Raw genomic sequence first — 17,354 nt, 5'->3', positions numbered from 1 at the left:
TTATACATAGATGCAACCGGGTAGCAGTGTTCAAAAGCGGGTTGAAAGTGGGGGCGAGTCCATACATAGGAGCGAGCTTGCTCGCGATAAACCTGAGAACGCCGCGGGGCACCTGCCAGCCAGCGTTATCGTTGTCGATCATCGCGAGCAAGCTCGCTCCTACAGGGCTCCGTGGCAGCCTATTATTCGCGGTCAGCTCACCACTTCCAGCATCGCCTTCTGGCTGGAGTCAAACGTCAGGTACTCCACCAGATCCACCAAGGCCAACGGCTTGCTGATCAGATAACCCTGTACCTGATCGCACTCAAACCCGCGCAACAGGTCCAGTTGCTCCGGCGTCTCCACCCCTTCGGCGACGACTTCGAGGTTGAGGTTGTGCGCCAGGTTGATCATCGCGTGGACCAGTTTGCGATTCTCTTCCCGTTGCTCCATGCCGCCGACAAAACTCTTGTCGATCTTCAGCAGGGTGATCGGCAGGCTATTGAGGTGTACGAACGATGAAAACCCGGTGCCGAAGTCGTCGAGGGAGAAGCGCACCCCAAGACGCCCGAGGGCATCCATGGTCTGCTTCACCAGATCGCTGCGGCGCATGACCGCAGTTTCGGTCAATTCGAACTCCAGCCATTGCGCCTCGACGCCACGTTCGGCAATCAGCCGGCTCAGGGTCGAGAGCAGCTGACTGTCTTGAAACTGTCGGAATGACAGGTTGATCGCCATGTGCAATGGCGGTATCCCGAGCTCGAGCAATGCCTGCATGTCGCGCAAGGCCCGGGAAATGACCCAGTACCCCAGCGGCACGATCAGACCGCTTTGCTCGGCCAGCGGCACGAATTCGCTCGGTGGCAGCAAGCCACGCTCGCCGTGGCGCCAGCGCACCAACGCCTCGAGGCCGACGATTTGCCCGTCCTCAAGGTTCAGGCGTGGCTGGTAATGCAGTTCCAGCTCATCGCGGCGCAATGCCCGGCGCAGTTCGCTTTCGAGGTCGGCGATGCTGCGGGCATTGCGGTTGATGCGTTCGTTGAAGATATGGAAGGTACAGCCCTGAGTGCTCTTGGCCTGTTGCATGGCGATGTGCGCATGCCACATCAACGGATCGGCACCGGCCTGGGCCCGGGCGTGGGCAATGCCCAGGCTGGAACCGATCAACAGGCTCTCACCGTCGACCCAATACGGCTCGGCCAGCGCTTCGGTGATGCGCTCGGCCATCCACTCCGCGCGTTGAGGGGCGCGGCGGGTGTCGATCAGCAACGCGAATTCATCGCTGCCCAGCCGTGCCAGTTGATCGCCGGCCTCAAGCTGGCTTTTGAGCCGCGCGACCACTTGCAGGATCAACCGGTCACCGGCCTGATGGCCGAGGGCGTCGTTGGCATGGCGGAAGTTATCGAGGTCCAGGTGACCCAGCGCCAGGCCTCGCCCTTCGTTTTCGGCCAATCGCGCCGTCAGCAAGGTCTGGAAGCCCTGGCGATTGGCAATGCCGGTGAGCGGGTCTTGCTCGGCGAGTCGTTGCAGGGTGGTTTCCAGCACGCCACGCTCACGCACATGCCGCAGGCACCGGCGCAGCATGCTCGGGTCGAGATGGTCGCGTACCAGCCAGTCACTCACACCGTCGGGTGGAGTCAGCGGCTCATGCTCAAGCAGCAACACCGCCGGCAGACAGCAACGGCCAGGCGCCGGCTGAAGAGCCGGGACGGTCAACAACACCGCACTGCGGTTGTCATCGAACAGACTGCTGACCGACTCCCAACTCGGCGCGCTGATGAGCACGGCCGAGCTCCCCATCGGAGCCAGACACTCGCGCAACAACGCTGCCCACGCTGGCTCTTCGGCCAGTAGCAGCAAACGCAAGGGTTCGACAGGCGTAGACAAGCTAGCTCCCTAGACTCTGCAAATATGTAGGCGGTGGGCATTATGCCGTGCCGATAACCAATGACCAATGGCCAATGACATCAGTTATCAAAACGAAGCCTTTGTATCCGGAATTACGAACAGTAGACGCAATTTGGTCGCGCATCCTGCGTGAAAGTAACAAAACCGGCAAATAGAGATCGCGTTGTACGTCACAAGTCGGACAGAGCAGCACAAATCGCTGAGCCTGTTAAAATGCCGGCCCATTTCGTACTGACTCCTGAATTTACGTATGTCCCGACTCAATCCCCGGCAGCAAGAAGCCGTGAGCTACGTCGGCGGCCCTCTTTTGGTGCTCGCCGGCGCTGGCTCCGGCAAGACCAGCGTGATCACGCGCAAGATCGCACACTTGATCCAGAACTGTGGCATCCGCGCCCAGTACATCGTCGCCATGACCTTCACCAACAAGGCGGCGCGCGAGATGAAGGAACGGGTCGGCACGCTGCTGCGCGCCGGTGAAGGCCGCGGTTTGACGGTCTGTACCTTCCACAACCTGGGCCTGAACATCATCCGCAAGGAACACGTGCGGCTGGGCTATAAGCCAGGCTTCTCGATTTTCGACGAGGCCGACGTCAAGGCCCTGATGACCGACATCATGCAGAAGGAATACTCGGGCGACGACGGCGTCGACGAGATCAAGAACATGATCGGCGCCTGGAAGAACGACCTGATCCTGCCGCCCCAGGCCCTGGAAAACGCACGCAACCCCAAGGAACAGACGGCAGCCATCGTCTACACCCACTACCAGCGCACGCTCAAGGCGTTCAACGCGGTGGACTTCGACGACTTGATCCTGCTGCCGGTGAAGCTGTTCGAAGAACACGCCGACATCCTGGAGAAGTGGCAGAACAAGGTGCGTTACCTGCTGGTGGACGAATACCAGGACACCAACGCCAGCCAGTACCTGCTGGTGAAAATGCTCATCGGCAAGCGTAACCAGTTCACCGTGGTCGGCGACGACGACCAGTCGATCTACGCCTGGCGCGGCGCGCGCCCGGAAAACCTGATGCTGCTCAAGGACGATTACCCGTCGTTGAAAGTGGTGATGCTGGAGCAGAACTATCGCTCCACCAGCCGCATCCTGCGCTGCGCCAACGTGCTGATTTCGAACAACCCCCACGAATTCGAAAAGCAGCTGTGGAGTGAAATGGGCCACGGCGACGAGATCCGCGTGATCCGCTGCCGCAACGAAGACGCCGAAGCCGAGCGCGTGGCCGTGGAAATCCTCAGCCTGCACTTGCGCACCGATCGCCCTTACAGCGATTTCGCCATCCTGTATCGCGGTAACTACCAGGCCAAGCTGATTGAGCTGAAATTGCAGCACCACCAGGTGCCGTATCGCCTGTCCGGCGGCAACAGCTTTTTCGGACGCCAGGAAGTGAAAGACCTGATGGCCTACTTCCGCCTGATCGTGAACCCGGACGACGACAACGCCTTCCTGCGAGTGATCAACGTCCCGCGCCGGGAAATCGGCTCGACCACCCTGGAGAAGCTGGGCAACTACGCCACCGAGCGAAAAATCTCGATGTACGCCGCCACCGACGAAATCGGCCTGGGCGAGCACCTGGATACGCGCTTCACCGATCGCCTGTCGCGCTTCAAGCGCTTCATGGACAAGGTGCGCGAGCAATGCGCCGGTGAAGACCCGATCTCGGCCCTGCGCAGCATGGTCATGGACATCGACTACGAGAACTGGCTGCGTACCAACAGCTCCAGCGACAAGGCCGCCGACTACCGCATGGGTAACGTCTGGTTCCTGATCGAGGCGCTGAAGAACACCCTGGAAAAAGACGAAGACGGCGAAATGACCGTCGAAGACGCCATCGGCAAACTGGTGCTGCGCGACATGCTCGAGCGTCAGCAGGAAGAGGAAGACGGTGCCGAAGGTGTGCAGATGATGACCCTGCACGCCTCCAAGGGCCTGGAATTCCCCTACGTGTTCATCATGGGCATGGAAGAGGAAATCCTCCCCCACCGCTCCAGCATCGAAGCCGACACCATCGAAGAAGAACGCCGACTGGCCTACGTCGGGATCACCCGCGCGCGTCAGACCCTGGCCTTCACTTTTGCCGCCAAGCGCAAGCAATACGGCGAGATCATCGACTGCGCACCGAGTCGCTTCCTCGATGAACTGCCGCCGGACGACCTGGCCTGGGAAGGCAACGACGACACCCCGACCGAAGTCAAAGCCGTTCGCGGCAATAGCGCATTGGCGGATATACGCGCGATGTTAAAGCGCTAGAATTGACCACTTTTTAAACGAACACTTTTTGACAAGCTAGGCGCATTTCGCGCCAGTAGAGGAACGCTTCATGGAAGCACTGCACCAGAAAATTCGCGAACAAGGCATCGTGCTTTCCGACCAGGTCCTGAAGGTCGACGCCTTTCTGAACCACCAGATCGACCCGGCCCTGATGAAGCTGATCGGCGACGAATTCGCCACGCTGTTCAAGGACTCGGGCATCACCAAGATCGTCACCATCGAAGCCTCGGGCATCGCCCCGGCGATCATGACGGGTCTGAACCTTGGCGTACCGGTGATTTTCGCCCGCAAACACCAGTCCCTGACCCTGACTGAAAACCTGCTGTCGGCGACGGTGTACTCGTTCACCAAGCAGACCGAGAGCACCGTGGCGATCTCCCCGCGCCACCTGACCAGCAGCGACCGCGTACTGATCATCGATGACTTCCTGGCCAACGGTAAGGCGTCCCAGGCGCTGATTTCGATCATCAAGCAGGCCGGCGCCACCGTCGCAGGCTTGGGTATCGTGATCGAGAAGTCGTTCCAGGGCGGTCGTGCAGAGCTGGATGCGCAGGGTTACCGCGTCGAGTCCCTGGCTCGCGTGCAGTCGCTGGCCGGCGGCGTCGTGACCTTCATCGAATAACGCCCGAACACTGCAATACCTGTGGGAGCCAGCCTGTTGGCGATGGCGTCATGTGAGTCGAAACCTTCATGACTGACAGATAGCAATCGCCAGCAGGCTGGCTCCCACAGTTGGTTTTGCGGTGGGCGTTATGGCGCGGTGGCCTTAAGGCCCGCGAGCAACAATCGCTGATACAAATCCTCTTTCAATCCTTCAGGGTTGGTCAGTTGCATGCGTTCCAGATGATCGGGAAACGCCGCAGGCTCCGGCGCATCCAGCGCAGCCTTGCCCAACTCCAGAATCTCGCTCAGCTTGAATTTGCTCTTGAGCCAGTTCAGTGCCCGCAACACGTCCCGCTCCACTTCCGTGAAATCGCAGCCCAACGGGTACTCCGGAAACAAGTGCGGGTGCCGCGCCTGAATCGCCTGCAAACGTTGCGGGCTGTTGTCGGTGAAACGCGGATCGAGACGGAAATCCTTCGGTAATTTGCCGACCTTCTGCGCCTGCTCGATCAGCCCTGGCTGGAAACGTGAGTCGCTGATATTCAACAACGCTTCTATAACTGCCGCATCGGTCTTGCCCCGCAGATCGGCGATGCCGTACTCGGTGACCACGATGTCGCGCAAATGCCGCGGTATCGTGCAGTGGCCATACTCCCAAACCATATTGGAACTGACCTCGCCACCCGACTCGCGCCAGCTGCGCAGCAGCAGTATCGAACGCGCGCCCTGCAGCGCATGGCCCTGGGCAACGAAGTTGTACTGCCCGCCCACCCCACTGAGCACGCGCCCGTCCTCCAGTTGATCCGCCACGCCCGCACCGAGCAAGGTCATGGTGAATGCGGTGTTGATGAACCGTGCATCGAGGCGCTGCAAGCGCTTCAACTCTTCCTGGCCGTAGAGTTCGTTGATGTAGCTGATACGGGTCATGTTGAATTCGAGCCGCTTGCCTTGCGGCCATTCGCGCAAGCGCTCATAGAAACTGCGCGGCCCGAGGAAGAAGCCGCCATGCACCGATATGCCGTCAGTCTGTGCCGCTTCGTCCAGGGTGCCGGCGTTCGCCTGTTGCTGAGTCGGCACGTCCGGGTAGACCTTGCGCCGTACGATCCCGGCGTCCGCCAGCACCAGCAGACCGTTGACGAACATTTCGCTGCAACCGTAAAGGCCTTTGGCGAAGGGCTCGGTACCGCCTTCGCGATCGATCAATTGTGCCCACTGGCTCAGATTCAGGTCCGCCAGCAAGGTCTTGTAGCCGCCGTTATCGGCCTGCCGTGCCAGCAACGCAGCGGTCAGCGCATCGCCCATGGCGCCGATACCGATCTGCAAGGTGCCGCCATCGCGCACCAGCGTGCTGGCATGCAAACCGATGAAGTGATCCTGGAACCCCACCGGCATGTTCGGCGTGGAGAACAGCGTGGTGTTGTCCTTCTCGTCGATCAGCAGGTCAAACGTATCGATGGCGACTTCGGCATCGCCGGGCATGTAGGGCAAATCGTTGTGCACCTGGCCGAGCATCAGGATCGTCTCCCCGGCGGCCCGGCGCCTGGCGATCATTGGCAACAGGTCGAGGGTGATGTCCGGGTTGCAGCTCAGGCTCAAGCGGTCTGGATGCTCGGCCTGACTGGCCACCAACTGCGCAACCAGGTTCAACCCGGCGGCGTTGATATCCCGCGCGGCATGGCTGTAGTTGCTGCTGATGTAATCCTGTTGGGCCGATTCACTGTGCAGCAGACTGCCGGGCTGCATGAAAAACTGCTGGATATGGATGTTGCGCGGCAAGCTGTCGCGACGCAGGTCGGCAAGGAAATCCAGTTCCGGGTAATCGCCGAAAACCCGTTCGGTGAAGGGTTCGAGGAAACGCTTTTGCAACCCGTCACCCAACGCGGGGCGCCCCAGGCACAGCGCGGTGTAGATCGTCAGCCGCCGCTGCGGCAATTGCGCGACACGTTGGTACAACGCATTAACGAAGTGATTGGGCTTGCCCAGGCCCAAAGGCAGGCCCATGTGGATATGCGTCGGCAACCGTGCCAACACGTCATCAACCGCTTGCTCGATAGAACACAGCTGAACCATCCAAACCTCCTGACATTCCATGATGCGGGGTTGGACTGAGCTTGCCGGGTCTTGGTTGCAATGAACAGCCCGCAAGCAATACAAAGCCCTGTAGGAGCGAGCTCGCTCGCGATGGATTAGAAGGCGCCGGGGAGTGTCAGGTTCACCACGCTATCGTTGGCGATCATCGCGAGCAAGCTCGCTCCTGCAGGGGTCAGCGGCGATCCGCGGGCACAAAAAAACCGTCCGGAGACGGTTTTTTGCGAAAGATGCAGCGCCTTACTTCAGGCCGGACATCTTCTGGATCGCGCCTTTGAGCTCGGCGTCGGAGCAATCGGCGCAAGTGCCTTTAGGCGGCATCGAGTTGATACCGGTAATGGCTTTGGCCAGGATGCCGTCCAGGCCGCCCTGGTGATCGGCACGATCTTTCCAGGCAGCGGCATCACCGATTTTCGGTGCGCCCAGCAGGCCGGAGCCGTGGCAAGCGTTGCAATGTTTTGCAATCACTTCGTCAGGCGTCTTGGCACCGCCACCGCCGCCGGCAGAGGCGGCGACTTCCATGCCTTTGCACTCTTTACCCTGAACACAAACCTGGCCGACTGGCTCAAGGCGCTTGGCAATATCGTCGTTGGTCGCAGCTTGAGCGCTGACAGCCCAGAGGGCCAATACGGTTGCTGGTGCAGCCAGCATTTTCATAATTAGATTCACGCGTTCACCCTCAATGGTGGCTAGTCACGCCTACGGCCACGGTTCGCAGGCGGGCGCAAGTATAGCGGTAAGCCCGCGACACTGAAACAACCCCAAAGTCGAAGGGGTCTTGTTGCGTAACGGTAAAACAGCCCGGGGGCCTCGGCCATGCTGGCAGGGCGCCTCTTTCTTTAAAAATTCGCCGGTGTAGCTGCGCTGATTAGTCGCGCCGGCGCATCGAACGGATTACGGAAACGATGCGGCTTGGTACTTTCAAAGTAGTAGCTATCGCCCGCCTCGAGCACAAATGTTTCGAGTCCCACCACCAGTTCCAGCCGCCCCTCGACCAAAATGCCGGTTTCCTCGCCCTCATGGGTGAGCATCTCTTCACCGGTATCGGCGCCTGGCGGGTAGATTTCAGTGAGGAACGTGATAGCCCGGCTCGGGTGTGCCCGGCCAACCAGTTTCATGGTCACTGCACCATCGGAAATATCGATCAGCTCGTTGGCTTTGTAGACGATCTGAGCCGGTTTTTCCTGCAGGATTTCTTCGGAGAAGAACTCGACCATGGACATGGGAATCCCGCCCAACACTTTGCGCAGCGAGCTGATCGAAGGGCTGACGCTGTTCTTCTCGATCATCGAAATGGTGCTGTTGGTGACGCCCGCACGCTTGGCGAGCTCACGCTGGGAAAGACCTTTCAGCTTACGGATTGATTGCAGTCGCTCACCGACGTCCAATGCTGGAGCCTCCAGGAATTCAGGTTGTTGGAATAATGAGCGTTATCATGGCGACAGCGTTCAGTATTTACAACACTTTGACCTGAATCCTGTTCGGCGAGACAACTTCCGGTCCGGCCTGTCTGGCCTTAGCTCCCGGAATAGAGCAGTGGCACCCGGCGCAGGTTGCAGAAGATCTGGTAAGGAATCGTCCCGGCCGCAATGGCCACGTCGCTGGCCAGAATGTTCTTGCCCCACAGCTCCACGGTAGAACCCAGGCCCGCTTGCGGCACATCGGTCAGGTCGATGCACAGCATGTCCATCGACACGCGGCCGATCAACTGGCTACGTTGTCCGGCGACCAGCACTGGCGTGCCGGTTGGCGCCAGGCGCGGGTAGCCATCGGCGTAACCCATGGCCACCACGCCAACGCGCATCGGTTTCTGGGTGATGAATTTGGCGCCATAACCAATCGGCTCGCCGGCCGGCAGTTCACGCACGCAGATCACTTTCGATTCGAGGGTCATCACCGGTTGCAGGCGTGCAGCCACGGCATTGGCTTCTTCGAATGGCGTGGCGCCGTAGAGCATGATGCCCGGGCGCACCCAATCGCTCGGTATCTGCGGCCAACCGAGCACCGCCGGCGAGTTGCGCAGGCTGACCTCGGCCGACAACCCCTGACGCGCCGCTTCAAACACCGCGACCTGCTCGGCGCTCGCTTGACTGTGCAACTCATCGGCACGGGCGAAGTGGCTCATCAGCACGATCTTCGCGACCTTGCCACTGGCCAGCAGACGTTGATAGGCCGCCTGGTAATCCTTCGGATGCAGGCCCACCCGGTGCATGCCCGAGTCGAGCTTGAGCCAGACCACAATCGGTTTGCTCAATGCAGCCTTCTCGATCGCTTCGAGCTGCCACAGCGAATGCACCACGCACCAGAAGTCATGCTCGACGATCAGCGACAGTTCATCGGCTTCGAAAAAGCCTTCCAGCAACAGCACCGGCGCACGAATGCCCGCGGCCCGCAGTTCCAGGGCTTCTTCGATGCAGGCCACGGCAAAACCGTCGGCCTCGGCCTCCAGCGCCTGGGCACAACGCACCGCGCCATGGCCATAAGCGTCGGCCTTGATGACCGCGAGGGCCTTGGCACCCGAGACTTCACGGGCGATTTGGTAGTTGTGACGCAGGGCTTGAAGGTCGATCAGGGCACGGGCAGGACGCATGGCGGCAGACTTCTGGTCGGTCGTTTGGAAGAAAAACCGGCGCTGGCTGATGACATTAGCCGCCAGCAGCGCCGGGAGAGGGATCTTTCAGACTTGCTTACGGCAGAGCGGCTACAACCGACAGCTCCACCAGGATTTCCGGTTCACACAGTTTCGCTTCGACGGTAGCACGGGCCGGTGTGGCGCCTTTGGGCAACCACTGGTCCCAGACCGAGTTCATGCCTTCGAAGTGTGCATCAATGTCTTTCAGGTAAATCGTCACCGACAGCAGACGGTTTTTGTCGGTCCCGGCCAGATCGAGCAAACGCTCGATATTGGCGAGGGCTTCACGAGTCTGCTGTTCAATCCCGGCGTTCATGTCATCGCCAACCTGCCCGGCCAGATAAACCGTGCCGTTGTGGGTGACGATCTGACTCATGCGCTCATTGGTGAGCTGGCGCTGGATTGACATGCTTTGCGGACTCCTGGGTTTTGTTGCCATAACGGAAAATATCGAGGCCTTCGGCGCTGATTTGCGGCTTCTTCTTCGCCATCAGATCAGCCAGCAAGCGGCCGGAACCACAAGCCATGGTCCAGCCCAAGGTGCCGTGACCGGTGTTCAGGAACAGATTCTTGAACGGTGTGGCGCCAACGATCGGCGTGCCATCCGGAGTGGTCGGACGCAGGCCGGTCCAGAAGCTGGCCTCGGCCAGATTACCGCCCTGAGGATAAAGGTCGTTGACGATCATCTCCAGGGTTTCGCGCCGACGCGGGTTCAGCGACAGGTCAAAACCGGCGATTTCAGCCATACCGCCGACGCGGATGCGGTTGTCGAAACGGGTGATCGCAACCTTGTAGGTCTCATCGAGAATGGTCGAGGTCGGGGCCATGGCCGGGTTGGTGATCGGCACGGTCAGGGAGTAACCCTTGAGCGGATACACCGGGGCCTTTATGCCCAATGGCTTGAGCAGTTGCGGCGAGTAGCTGCCAAGTGCCAGGACGTAGCGGTCCGCGGTTTCCAGTTTGCCGTCGATCCATACACCGTTGATGCGATCGCCGGCGAAGTCGAGGCGCTGAATGTCCTGACCGAAACGGAATTGCACACCAAGGTTCGCGGCCATCTCTGCCAGCTTGGTGGTGAACATCTGGCAGTCGCCAGTCTGGTCGTTCGGCAGGCGCAGGGCACCGGCGAGGATATCGGTGACGCTGGCCAGGGCCGGTTCGACGCGGGCAATACCTTCGCGATCGAGCAGTTCGAACGGCACGCCGGACTCTTTCAACACAGCGATGTCTTTCGCGGCGCCGTCGAGCTGGGCCTGGGTGCGGAACAATTGAGTCGTGCCGAGGCTGCGGCCTTCGTAGGCAATGCCGGTTTCGGCGCGCAATTCGTCGAGGCAGTCACGGCTGTACTCGGACAGGCGGACCATGCGCTCCTTGTTCACCGCGTAACGGCTGGCGGTGCAGTTGCGCAGCATCTGTGCCATCCACAGGTATTGGTCGATGTCGCCAGTGGCCTTGATCGCCAGCGGCGCGTGGCGCTGCAACAACCACTTCATGGCTTTGAGCGGCACGCCCGGTGCGGCCCACGGCGAGGCATAACCCGGCGAAACCTGGCCGGCGTTGGCGAAACTGGTCTCCATCGCGGCAGCCGGCTGCCGGTCGACGACCACCACTTCAAACCCGGCACGCGCCAGATAGTAAGCACTGGTGGTACCGATGACGCCGCTACCCAAGACCATAACGCGCATTTTCATATCCCTCATCGCGGCTAACCGCTGACGTTTGTTGTTCAGAGCTTTAGATAGGCGCAGTGTAAAAAAGAATAGCCAGTGATTTTCACTATATAAGCGCTTATATTTGGCGACAATTCTCGGCAAAAACCCTTTTCACGGAGGCGCATCCCCTATGCGTACCAACACTCAAACCAAACGTGAGCTGGACAAGATCGACCGCAACATCCTGCGGATCCTGCAAGCGGACGGGCGTATCTCCTTCACCGAGCTGGGGGAGAAGGTCGGACTCTCGACCACGCCCTGCACAGAGCGGGTGCGACGCCTGGAACGCGAAGGGATCATCATGGGTTACTACGCGCGGCTCAATCCGCAGCACCTCAAGGGCAGCCTTCTGGTGTTCGTGGAGATCAGTCTCGACTACAAATCCGGCGACACTTTCGAAGAGTTCCGACGCGCGGTGCTGAAGCTGCCACACGTGCTGGAGTGCCATTTGGTGTCAGGGGATTTCGACTATCTGGTGAAGGCGCGGATTTCCGAAATGGCCTCGTACCGCAAGCTACTGGGCGACATCCTGCTCAAGCTGCCCCATGTGCGCGAATCCAAGAGTTACATCGTGATGGAAGAGGTGAAAGAGAGCTTGAATTTGCCGATTGCGGATTGAAGAGCTGCGTTGTCCGGTCTGGCCCCATCGCGGGCGAGCCCGCTCCCACAGGGTCAGCGCAGCACCTGAGGGAGCGGGCTCGCCCGCGATGGCGGTCGACTCAATTCAGCTGAAATACACCGCCGTTTAAACCAACACCTGCCGTGTACTGGCCATGTACTCGAACACCTGCTTCTCCACCTGCGGATGAATCAGCTCCACCGGTCCCCGGCCATTAGGGCACGGCAAGCGCTTGGTCGTGCCGAACAACCGGCAGATCAGCGGCCGCTCGTCATACACCGTGCAGCCGTTCGGTCCCAGATGCACACAGTTGAGTTCCTCCATCGCCGCGTCCTGCTCGGCCCGGGTCTTGCGCGGCAGGCGAGACATTTCTTCCGGCGAGGTCGTCACCGGACCACAGCAGTCATGGCAGCCGGGGACGCACTCGAACGAGGGAATCTGCTGGCGAAGCGTGCGGATTTTCTGACTGTTGCAGCTCATCGAAGCGGTGACCGATATCGGAATAGAGCGTGATTCTGACGCAAAAGCCCTTTTCCAGACAGCAGCAACCGACCAATGTTGCCCGTCTGCGAAGGTCCGGCTTATGCTCCGTCAAATTTTATAAACACAAGAATCAGGATCACGCAGATGACTGCTCGTGCTCGGCAACCTGTCTCGAACCACCAGCATACGACCTCCTACTACGCCGCCAGCAGCTTGCCGCAGCCGCAGCATCCGGTGCTCAAGGGCGAAGTGCTGGCCGACGTGTGCGTGGTCGGTGGCGGGTTCTCGGGATTGAACACGGCGCTTGAACTGGCCGAACGCGGCCTCGGCGTGGTGTTGCTCGAAGCGCACAAGATCGGCTGGGGCGCCAGCGGACGCAATGGCGGGCAGTTGATTCGCGGTGTCGGTCACGGCCTCGATCAGTTCGCCAACGTGATTGGTGCGGACGGTGTGCGTCAGATGAAACTCATGGGGCTGGAAGCGGTGGAAATCGTCCGACAGCGCATCGAGCGATTTCAGATCCCCTGCGACTTGACCTGGGGATACTGCGACCTGGCCAACAAACCCCGCGACCTCGAAGGCTTCGCCGAAGACGCCGAAGAACTGCGCAGCCTCGGTTATCGCTACGAAACCCGCCTGCTGCAACCCCATGAGATGCACACAGTGGTGGGCTCCGACCGCTACGTCGGTGGCCTTGTCGACATGGGTTCCGGGCACCTGCACCCGCTGAACCTGGCACTGGGCGAAGCGGCTGCCGCACAGCGATTGGGCGTAAAACTGTTCGAGCAATCCGCCGTTACCCGAATCGATTACGGCCCCGAGATCAAGGTTCATACCGCCCAAGGCTCGGTCCGCGCCAAGACGCTGGTACTGGGCTGCAATGCTTACCTCAATCAACTCAATCCGCAACTCAGCGGCAAGGTGCTGCCCGCCGGCAGTTACATCATCGCCACCGAGCCATTGAGCGAGGAACAGGCACACGCGGTGCTGCCGCAAAACATGGCGGTCTGTGATCAGCGGGTGGCGCTGGATTACTACCGGCTCTCGGCGGATCGACGCTTGCTGTTCGGCGGCGCCTGCCATTACTCAGGTCGAGACCCGAAAGACATCGCCGCCTATATGCGGCCAAAAATGCTGGACGTGTTCCCGCAGCTGGCCGGCGTGAAGATCGATTATCAATGGGGAGGCATGATCGGCATCGGCGCCAACCGCTTGCCGCAAATCGGTCGACTCAACGACCAGCCGAACGTGTATTACGCCCAGGCCTATTCCGGCCATGGCGTGAATGCCACGCACCTGGCGGGCAGGTTACTGGCCGAGGCCATCAGTGGTCAGCACAGCGGTGGATTCGATCTGTTCGCCAAGGTGCCACACATCACCTTCCCCGGCGGCAAGCATCTGCGCTCGCCATTGTTGGCGCTGGGGATGTTGTGGCATCGACTGAAAGAGTGGGTGTGAAGGATTGGTTTCGCTCTTACCTGCTACATCGCGAGCAAGCTTGCCCCCACGGGTCCATTTCATCCCTGTGGGAGCGAGCTTGCTCGCGATTGGTCCGCCACTCAGATCCGCCAGAAAGGCTTGAGCCCCTCCTCCCGCGCCTGTTCACGGGTCAGCCCGATATCCTTGAGCTGCTCGGACGTCAGCCTCAGCAACGCCTTGCGCGTGTGCAGACGATGCCAGAACAGATCCCAGCGACTCAGGCCGGACGGTGCGTTGCGCATGACGGACCTTTGCGCACCGTTGTCCTGCCCTGCCACCAGTTCCTGACTGTGTAACGTCAGCCGCACATCGCTCAAGCCGTTCATTTTCATTGCTCCTGTTTACTTGGGTAGCCAGAGATTCCATGATGCGCGGGCGAGCAAAACCATTACAGATTCAACAGCCATGTATTATTCCCATACAGATTTGCCGTTCGAAGCACTGAATTGTCGATTTTTGCCGCATCTGTACTGGTTAACCGAATCCCCCGCACCGAGGCAGTGCCATGACCCTTTATGTGAATCTCGCCGAATTACTCGGCACGCGTATCGAACAGGGCTTCTATCGCCCGGGTGACCGCCTGCCGTCGGTACGGGCGCTGAGCGTTGAACACGGGGTCAGCCTGAGCACGGTGCAGCAGGCCTATCGCATGCTGGAAGACAGCGGGCTGGCCACACCAAAACCCAAATCCGGGTACTTCGTGCCGGTCAGTCGCGAGCTACCGGAACTGCCGGCGATCGGTCGCCCGGCCCAGCGCCCTGTGGACATTTCGCAATGGGATCAGGTGCTGGAGCTGATCCGCGCGGTACCGCGCAAGGATGTGGTGCAACTGGGTCGCGGCATGCCGGACATCACCACGCCCACCCTCAAACCGCTATTGCGCGGTCTGGCGCAGTTGAGCCGCCGGCAGGACATGCCCGGCCTGTATTACGACAACATCCACGGCAATCTCGGCCTGCGCGAACAGATTGCTCGCCTGATGCTCGATTCCGGCTGCCAACTGAGCCCTGGCGACCTGGTGGTGACCACCGGATGCCATGAAGCGCTGTCCACCAGCATTCGGGCGATCTGCGAGCCGGGCGACATCGTGGCGGTCGACTCACCGAGCTTTCACGGCGCCATGCAGACCCTCAAGGGCCTTGGCATGAAAGCCCTGGAAATCCCCACCGACCCGCTTACCGGCATCAGCCTGGAAGCGCTGGAACTGGCATTGGAACAATGGCCGATCAAGGCCATACAGTTGACCCCCAACTGCAACAACCCGCTGGGCTACATCATGCCGGAGTCGCGCAAACGCGCGCTGTTGACGCTCGCACAGCGTTTCGACGTGGCGATCATCGAGGACGATGTGTATGGCGAACTTTCCTACACCTACCCGCGCCCTCGCACGATCAAATCCTTCGACGAGGACGGCCGCGTCTTACTGTGCAGCTCATTCTCCAAGACGCTGGCCCCCGGCCTGCGCATCGGCTGGGTGGCGCCCGGTCGTTATCTGGAGCGGGTGCTGCACATGAAATACATCAGCACCGGCTCTACCGCGCCACAACCCCAGATTGCCATCGCCGAATTCCTCAAAGGTGGACATTTCGAACCCCATTTGCGGCGGATGCGTACGCAATACCAGCGCAATCGCGACGCCATGATCGACTGGGTCACCCGCTACTTCCCGGCGGGCACGCGCGCCAGTCGCCCACAAGGCAGCTTCATGCTGTGGGTTGAATTGCCGGAAGGATTCGACACCCTGAAACTGAATCGGGCCTTGCACGACCAGGGCGTACAGATTGCCGTCGGCAGCATCTTTTCCGCCTCGGGCAAGTACCGCAATTGCCTGCGGATGAACTACGCTGCCAAACCGACAGCACAGATCGAAGAGGCGGTGCGCAAGGTCGGTGCTGCGGCCATTCAATTGCTGGCCGAAACCAGCGAGCTCAACGACTGACCTTTCTGCGGATACCAACGTCCATATGCCAATACCTGCCGCCAACCGGAACGATCCCACTTGAGAGTCACAAAGCCCCTGCTTGCTCTTGTGTTACTGGCCTCGTTCCTCGGCGGCTGCGCCAGTCTCGACGTGCAGCGCGAACCGAGCCAGGCGCTGCCAGCGAGTGACTCGGCATTCGGCCGCTCGGTCCTGGCCCAGGCAGCGCCCCATCAAGGGCAGTCCGGTTTTCGCCTGCTTTCCGACAGCACCGAAGCCTTTACCGCGCGCGCCGAGCTGATCCGCAATGCGCAACGCAGCCTCGATTTGCAGTACTACATCATTCACGACGGCATCAGCACACGAATGCTGGCCAATGAACTGCTCAAGGCCGCTGACCGTGGCGTGCGCGTGCGCATCCTGATCGACGACACCACCAGCGACGGCCTGGACTTCATCATCGCCACGATGGCGGCGCATCCGCAGATCCAGATCCGCGTGTTCAACCCGCTGAATCTGGGCCGCAGTACCGGCGTGACGCGGACCATGGGGCGCCTGTTCAACCTGTCGCGACAACACCGGCGCATGCACAACAAACTGTGGCTGGCCGACAACAGCATGGCCATCGTCGGTGGACGCAATTTGGGGGACGAGTATTTCGATGCCGAGCCCAACCTGAACTTCACCGACATCGACATGCTTGGCGCAGGTCCGGTTGCCGAGCAGTTGGGACACAGTTTCGACCAGTACTGGAACAGCGCCCTGAGCAAACCGATCGATGGGTTTCTATCCAGCAAACCGACTGCCAAGGACCTGGAAAATACCCGGACCCGGCTCGAAGAATCCCTGGAGGAAACCCGCAAACAGAACCACGCGCTCTACAAACACCTGATGATTTACGCGACCAAACCGCGCCTGGACATTTGGCGCAAAGAGCTGATCTGGGCCTGGAACCAGGCGTTGTGGGATGCACCGAGCAAGGTGCTGGCCGATGGCGAACCAGACCCTCAGTTGCTGTTGACCACGCAATTGGCGCCCGAACTCAATGGCGTCAGCAAAGAATTGATCATGGTCTCGGCCTATTTCGTGCCGGGCCAGCCGGGGCTGGTGTACCTGACCGGGCGCGCCGACGCCGGGGTGTCAGTGCGGCTGCTGACCAACTCCCTGGAGGCCACCGACGTACCGGCGGTGCATGGCGGTTATGCACCGTATCGCAAGGCGCTGCTGGAGCATGGCGTGCAACTGTTCGAGTTACGCCGCCAGCCGGGCGAAGGCGGCGGCAGCGGCCCTAACCTGTTCTACAGCCGATCCTATCGCGGCTCCGATTCCAGCCTGCACAGCAAGGCGATGATCTTCGACCAGCAGAAAGCCTTCATCGGCTCGTTCAATTTCGATCCGCGCTCAGTACTGTGGAACACCGAAGTCGGAGTACTGGTGGACAGCCCGGAGCTTGCGGCACACGCACGTGAACTGGCGCTGCAAGGCATGGCACCGCCCCTGAGCTACAAAGTGGAACTGGAAAAAAGCCAGATCGTCTGGGTCACCGAAGACAACGGCAAACTGCACACCCTGACCAGGGAGCCAGGCAGTTGGTGGCGACACTTCAATGCCTGGCTCAGTAATACGGTTGGCCTGGAACGGATGTTGTGACC

Annotated in this window: 15 protein-coding genes; 6 read left to right on the top strand and 9 right to left on the bottom strand. The window is 60.3% G+C overall.

The window, feature by feature from the left end:
• Positions 1–192 precede the first annotated feature (192 nt).
• The gene (locus tag JQF37_RS06555) at positions 193–1,866 is read right to left on the bottom strand and encodes a bifunctional diguanylate cyclase/phosphodiesterase (RefSeq protein ID WP_130211022.1); all 1,674 of its coding nucleotides are present in this window, start codon (positions 1,864–1,866) and stop codon (positions 193–195) included.
• Between the two features lie 271 nt (positions 1,867–2,137).
• Here JQF37_RS06555 and rep point away from each other — a divergent pair, with 271 nt between their 5' ends.
• Together rep and JQF37_RS06545 are read left to right on the top strand one after the other, a co-directional pair.
• Entirely contained in the window at positions 2,138–4,147 is a 2,010-nt protein-coding gene (gene rep, locus JQF37_RS06550; protein ID WP_130211023.1) for a DNA helicase Rep, read from the top strand.
• A 70-nt stretch (positions 4,148–4,217) separates the two neighbouring features.
• Positions 4,218–4,790: a xanthine phosphoribosyltransferase gene (locus tag JQF37_RS06545; protein ID WP_130211024.1), complete on the top strand. Its 573-nt coding sequence runs from the start codon at positions 4,218–4,220 to the stop codon at positions 4,788–4,790.
• A 128-nt stretch (positions 4,791–4,918) separates the two neighbouring features.
• Here JQF37_RS06545 and JQF37_RS06540 read toward each other — a convergent pair whose 3' ends face one another.
• The 6 genes from JQF37_RS06540 to dadA all read right to left on the bottom strand — a co-directional run bounded on the left by JQF37_RS06540 (position 4,919) and on the right by dadA (position 11,176).
• The gene (locus JQF37_RS06540; protein ID WP_204149573.1) at positions 4,919–6,841 is read right to left on the bottom strand and encodes an acetyl-CoA hydrolase/transferase family protein; all 1,923 of its coding nucleotides are present in this window, start codon (positions 6,839–6,841) and stop codon (positions 4,919–4,921) included.
• Positions 6,842–7,099: 258 nt separating this feature from the next.
• Entirely contained in the window at positions 7,100–7,516 is a 417-nt protein-coding gene (locus JQF37_RS06535) for a c-type cytochrome (RefSeq protein ID WP_047535053.1), read from the bottom strand.
• 182 nt (positions 7,517–7,698) lie between these two features.
• Positions 7,699–8,247, bottom strand: a complete 549-nt coding sequence (locus tag JQF37_RS06530) for a cupin domain-containing protein (RefSeq protein ID WP_090326586.1) — start codon at positions 8,245–8,247, stop codon at positions 7,699–7,701.
• 128 nt (positions 8,248–8,375) lie between these two features.
• Positions 8,376–9,449, bottom strand: coding sequence for an alanine racemase (alr, locus tag JQF37_RS06525; RefSeq protein WP_130211026.1), 1,074 nt, complete (start codon positions 9,447–9,449; stop codon positions 8,376–8,378).
• Positions 9,450–9,546: 97 nt separating this feature from the next.
• Positions 9,547–9,900, bottom strand: a complete 354-nt coding sequence (locus tag JQF37_RS06520) for a RidA family protein (RefSeq protein ID WP_047535056.1) — start codon at positions 9,898–9,900, stop codon at positions 9,547–9,549.
• A complete protein-coding gene (gene dadA / locus JQF37_RS06515) occupies positions 9,872–11,176 on the bottom strand; it encodes a D-amino acid dehydrogenase (protein WP_130211027.1) in 1,305 nt (434 codons plus the stop codon). Before dadA ends, JQF37_RS06520 begins: the two co-directional genes overlap by 29 nt.
• Before the next feature lie 157 nt (positions 11,177–11,333).
• Between dadA and JQF37_RS06510 the strand changes: the two genes are divergently transcribed.
• A complete protein-coding gene (locus tag JQF37_RS06510; protein ID WP_047535058.1) occupies positions 11,334–11,822 on the top strand; it encodes an Lrp/AsnC ligand binding domain-containing protein in 489 nt (162 codons plus the stop codon).
• A 126-nt stretch (positions 11,823–11,948) separates the two neighbouring features.
• On the opposite strand, the gene JQF37_RS06505 is transcribed toward JQF37_RS06510, so the two are convergent.
• The gene (locus JQF37_RS06505; protein ID WP_130211028.1) at positions 11,949–12,302 is read right to left on the bottom strand and encodes a YkgJ family cysteine cluster protein; all 354 of its coding nucleotides are present in this window, start codon (positions 12,300–12,302) and stop codon (positions 11,949–11,951) included.
• A 147-nt stretch (positions 12,303–12,449) separates the two neighbouring features.
• Between JQF37_RS06505 and JQF37_RS06500 the strand changes: the two genes are divergently transcribed.
• Complete coding sequence (locus JQF37_RS06500) at positions 12,450–13,763, top strand: FAD-binding oxidoreductase (RefSeq protein WP_130211029.1); 1,314 nt, start codon at positions 12,450–12,452, stop codon at positions 13,761–13,763.
• Positions 13,764–13,864: 101 nt separating this feature from the next.
• On the opposite strand, the gene JQF37_RS06495 is transcribed toward JQF37_RS06500, so the two are convergent.
• Positions 13,865–14,110, bottom strand: coding sequence for a DUF1127 domain-containing protein (locus JQF37_RS06495; RefSeq protein WP_130211030.1), 246 nt, complete (start codon positions 14,108–14,110; stop codon positions 13,865–13,867).
• Positions 14,111–14,289: 179 nt separating this feature from the next.
• Here JQF37_RS06495 and JQF37_RS06490 point away from each other — a divergent pair, with 179 nt between their 5' ends.
• Together JQF37_RS06490 and JQF37_RS06485 are read left to right on the top strand one after the other, a co-directional pair.
• Positions 14,290–15,723, top strand: coding sequence for a PLP-dependent aminotransferase family protein (locus tag JQF37_RS06490; RefSeq protein ID WP_130211031.1), 1,434 nt, complete (start codon positions 14,290–14,292; stop codon positions 15,721–15,723).
• Positions 15,724–15,783: 60 nt separating this feature from the next.
• Positions 15,784–17,352, top strand: a complete 1,569-nt coding sequence (locus tag JQF37_RS06485; RefSeq protein WP_130211032.1) for a phospholipase D family protein — start codon at positions 15,784–15,786, stop codon at positions 17,350–17,352.
• Positions 17,353–17,354: the final 2 nt, after the last annotated feature.

It is taken from the genome of Pseudomonas sp. MIL9 (genome assembly GCF_016887925.1).
GTDB classification, from domain to species: domain Bacteria; phylum Pseudomonadota; class Gammaproteobacteria; order Pseudomonadales; family Pseudomonadaceae; genus Aquipseudomonas; species Aquipseudomonas mohnii.
The sequence above is the reverse complement of the archived record's forward strand: the minus strand, read 5'-3'. Positions and strand labels throughout refer to the sequence as shown.

Coding starts and splice junctions, on each gene's coding strand:
- rep (WP_130211023.1), top strand. CDS start 2,138: ATGTCCCGACTCAATCCCCGGCAGCAAGAAGCCGTGAGCTACGTCGGC.
- JQF37_RS06545 (WP_130211024.1), top strand. CDS start 4,218: ATGGAAGCACTGCACCAGAAAATTCGCGAACAAGGCATCGTGCTTTCC.
- JQF37_RS06540 (WP_204149573.1), bottom strand. CDS start 6,841: ATGGTTCAGCTGTGTTCTATCGAGCAAGCGGTTGATGACGTGTTGGCA.
- JQF37_RS06535 (WP_047535053.1), bottom strand. CDS start 7,516: ATGAAAATGCTGGCTGCACCAGCAACCGTATTGGCCCTCTGGGCTGTC.
- alr (WP_130211026.1), bottom strand. CDS start 9,449: ATGCGTCCTGCCCGTGCCCTGATCGACCTTCAAGCCCTGCGTCACAAC.
- JQF37_RS06520 (WP_047535056.1), bottom strand. CDS start 9,900: ATGTCAATCCAGCGCCAGCTCACCAATGAGCGCATGAGTCAGATCGTC.
- dadA (WP_130211027.1), bottom strand. CDS start 11,176: ATGCGCGTTATGGTCTTGGGTAGCGGCGTCATCGGTACCACCAGTGCT.
- JQF37_RS06510 (WP_047535058.1), top strand. CDS start 11,334: ATGCGTACCAACACTCAAACCAAACGTGAGCTGGACAAGATCGACCGC.
- JQF37_RS06505 (WP_130211028.1), bottom strand. CDS start 12,302: ATGAGCTGCAACAGTCAGAAAATCCGCACGCTTCGCCAGCAGATTCCC.
- JQF37_RS06500 (WP_130211029.1), top strand. CDS start 12,450: ATGACTGCTCGTGCTCGGCAACCTGTCTCGAACCACCAGCATACGACC.
- JQF37_RS06495 (WP_130211030.1), bottom strand. CDS start 14,110: ATGAACGGCTTGAGCGATGTGCGGCTGACGTTACACAGTCAGGAACTG.
- JQF37_RS06490 (WP_130211031.1), top strand. CDS start 14,290: ATGACCCTTTATGTGAATCTCGCCGAATTACTCGGCACGCGTATCGAA.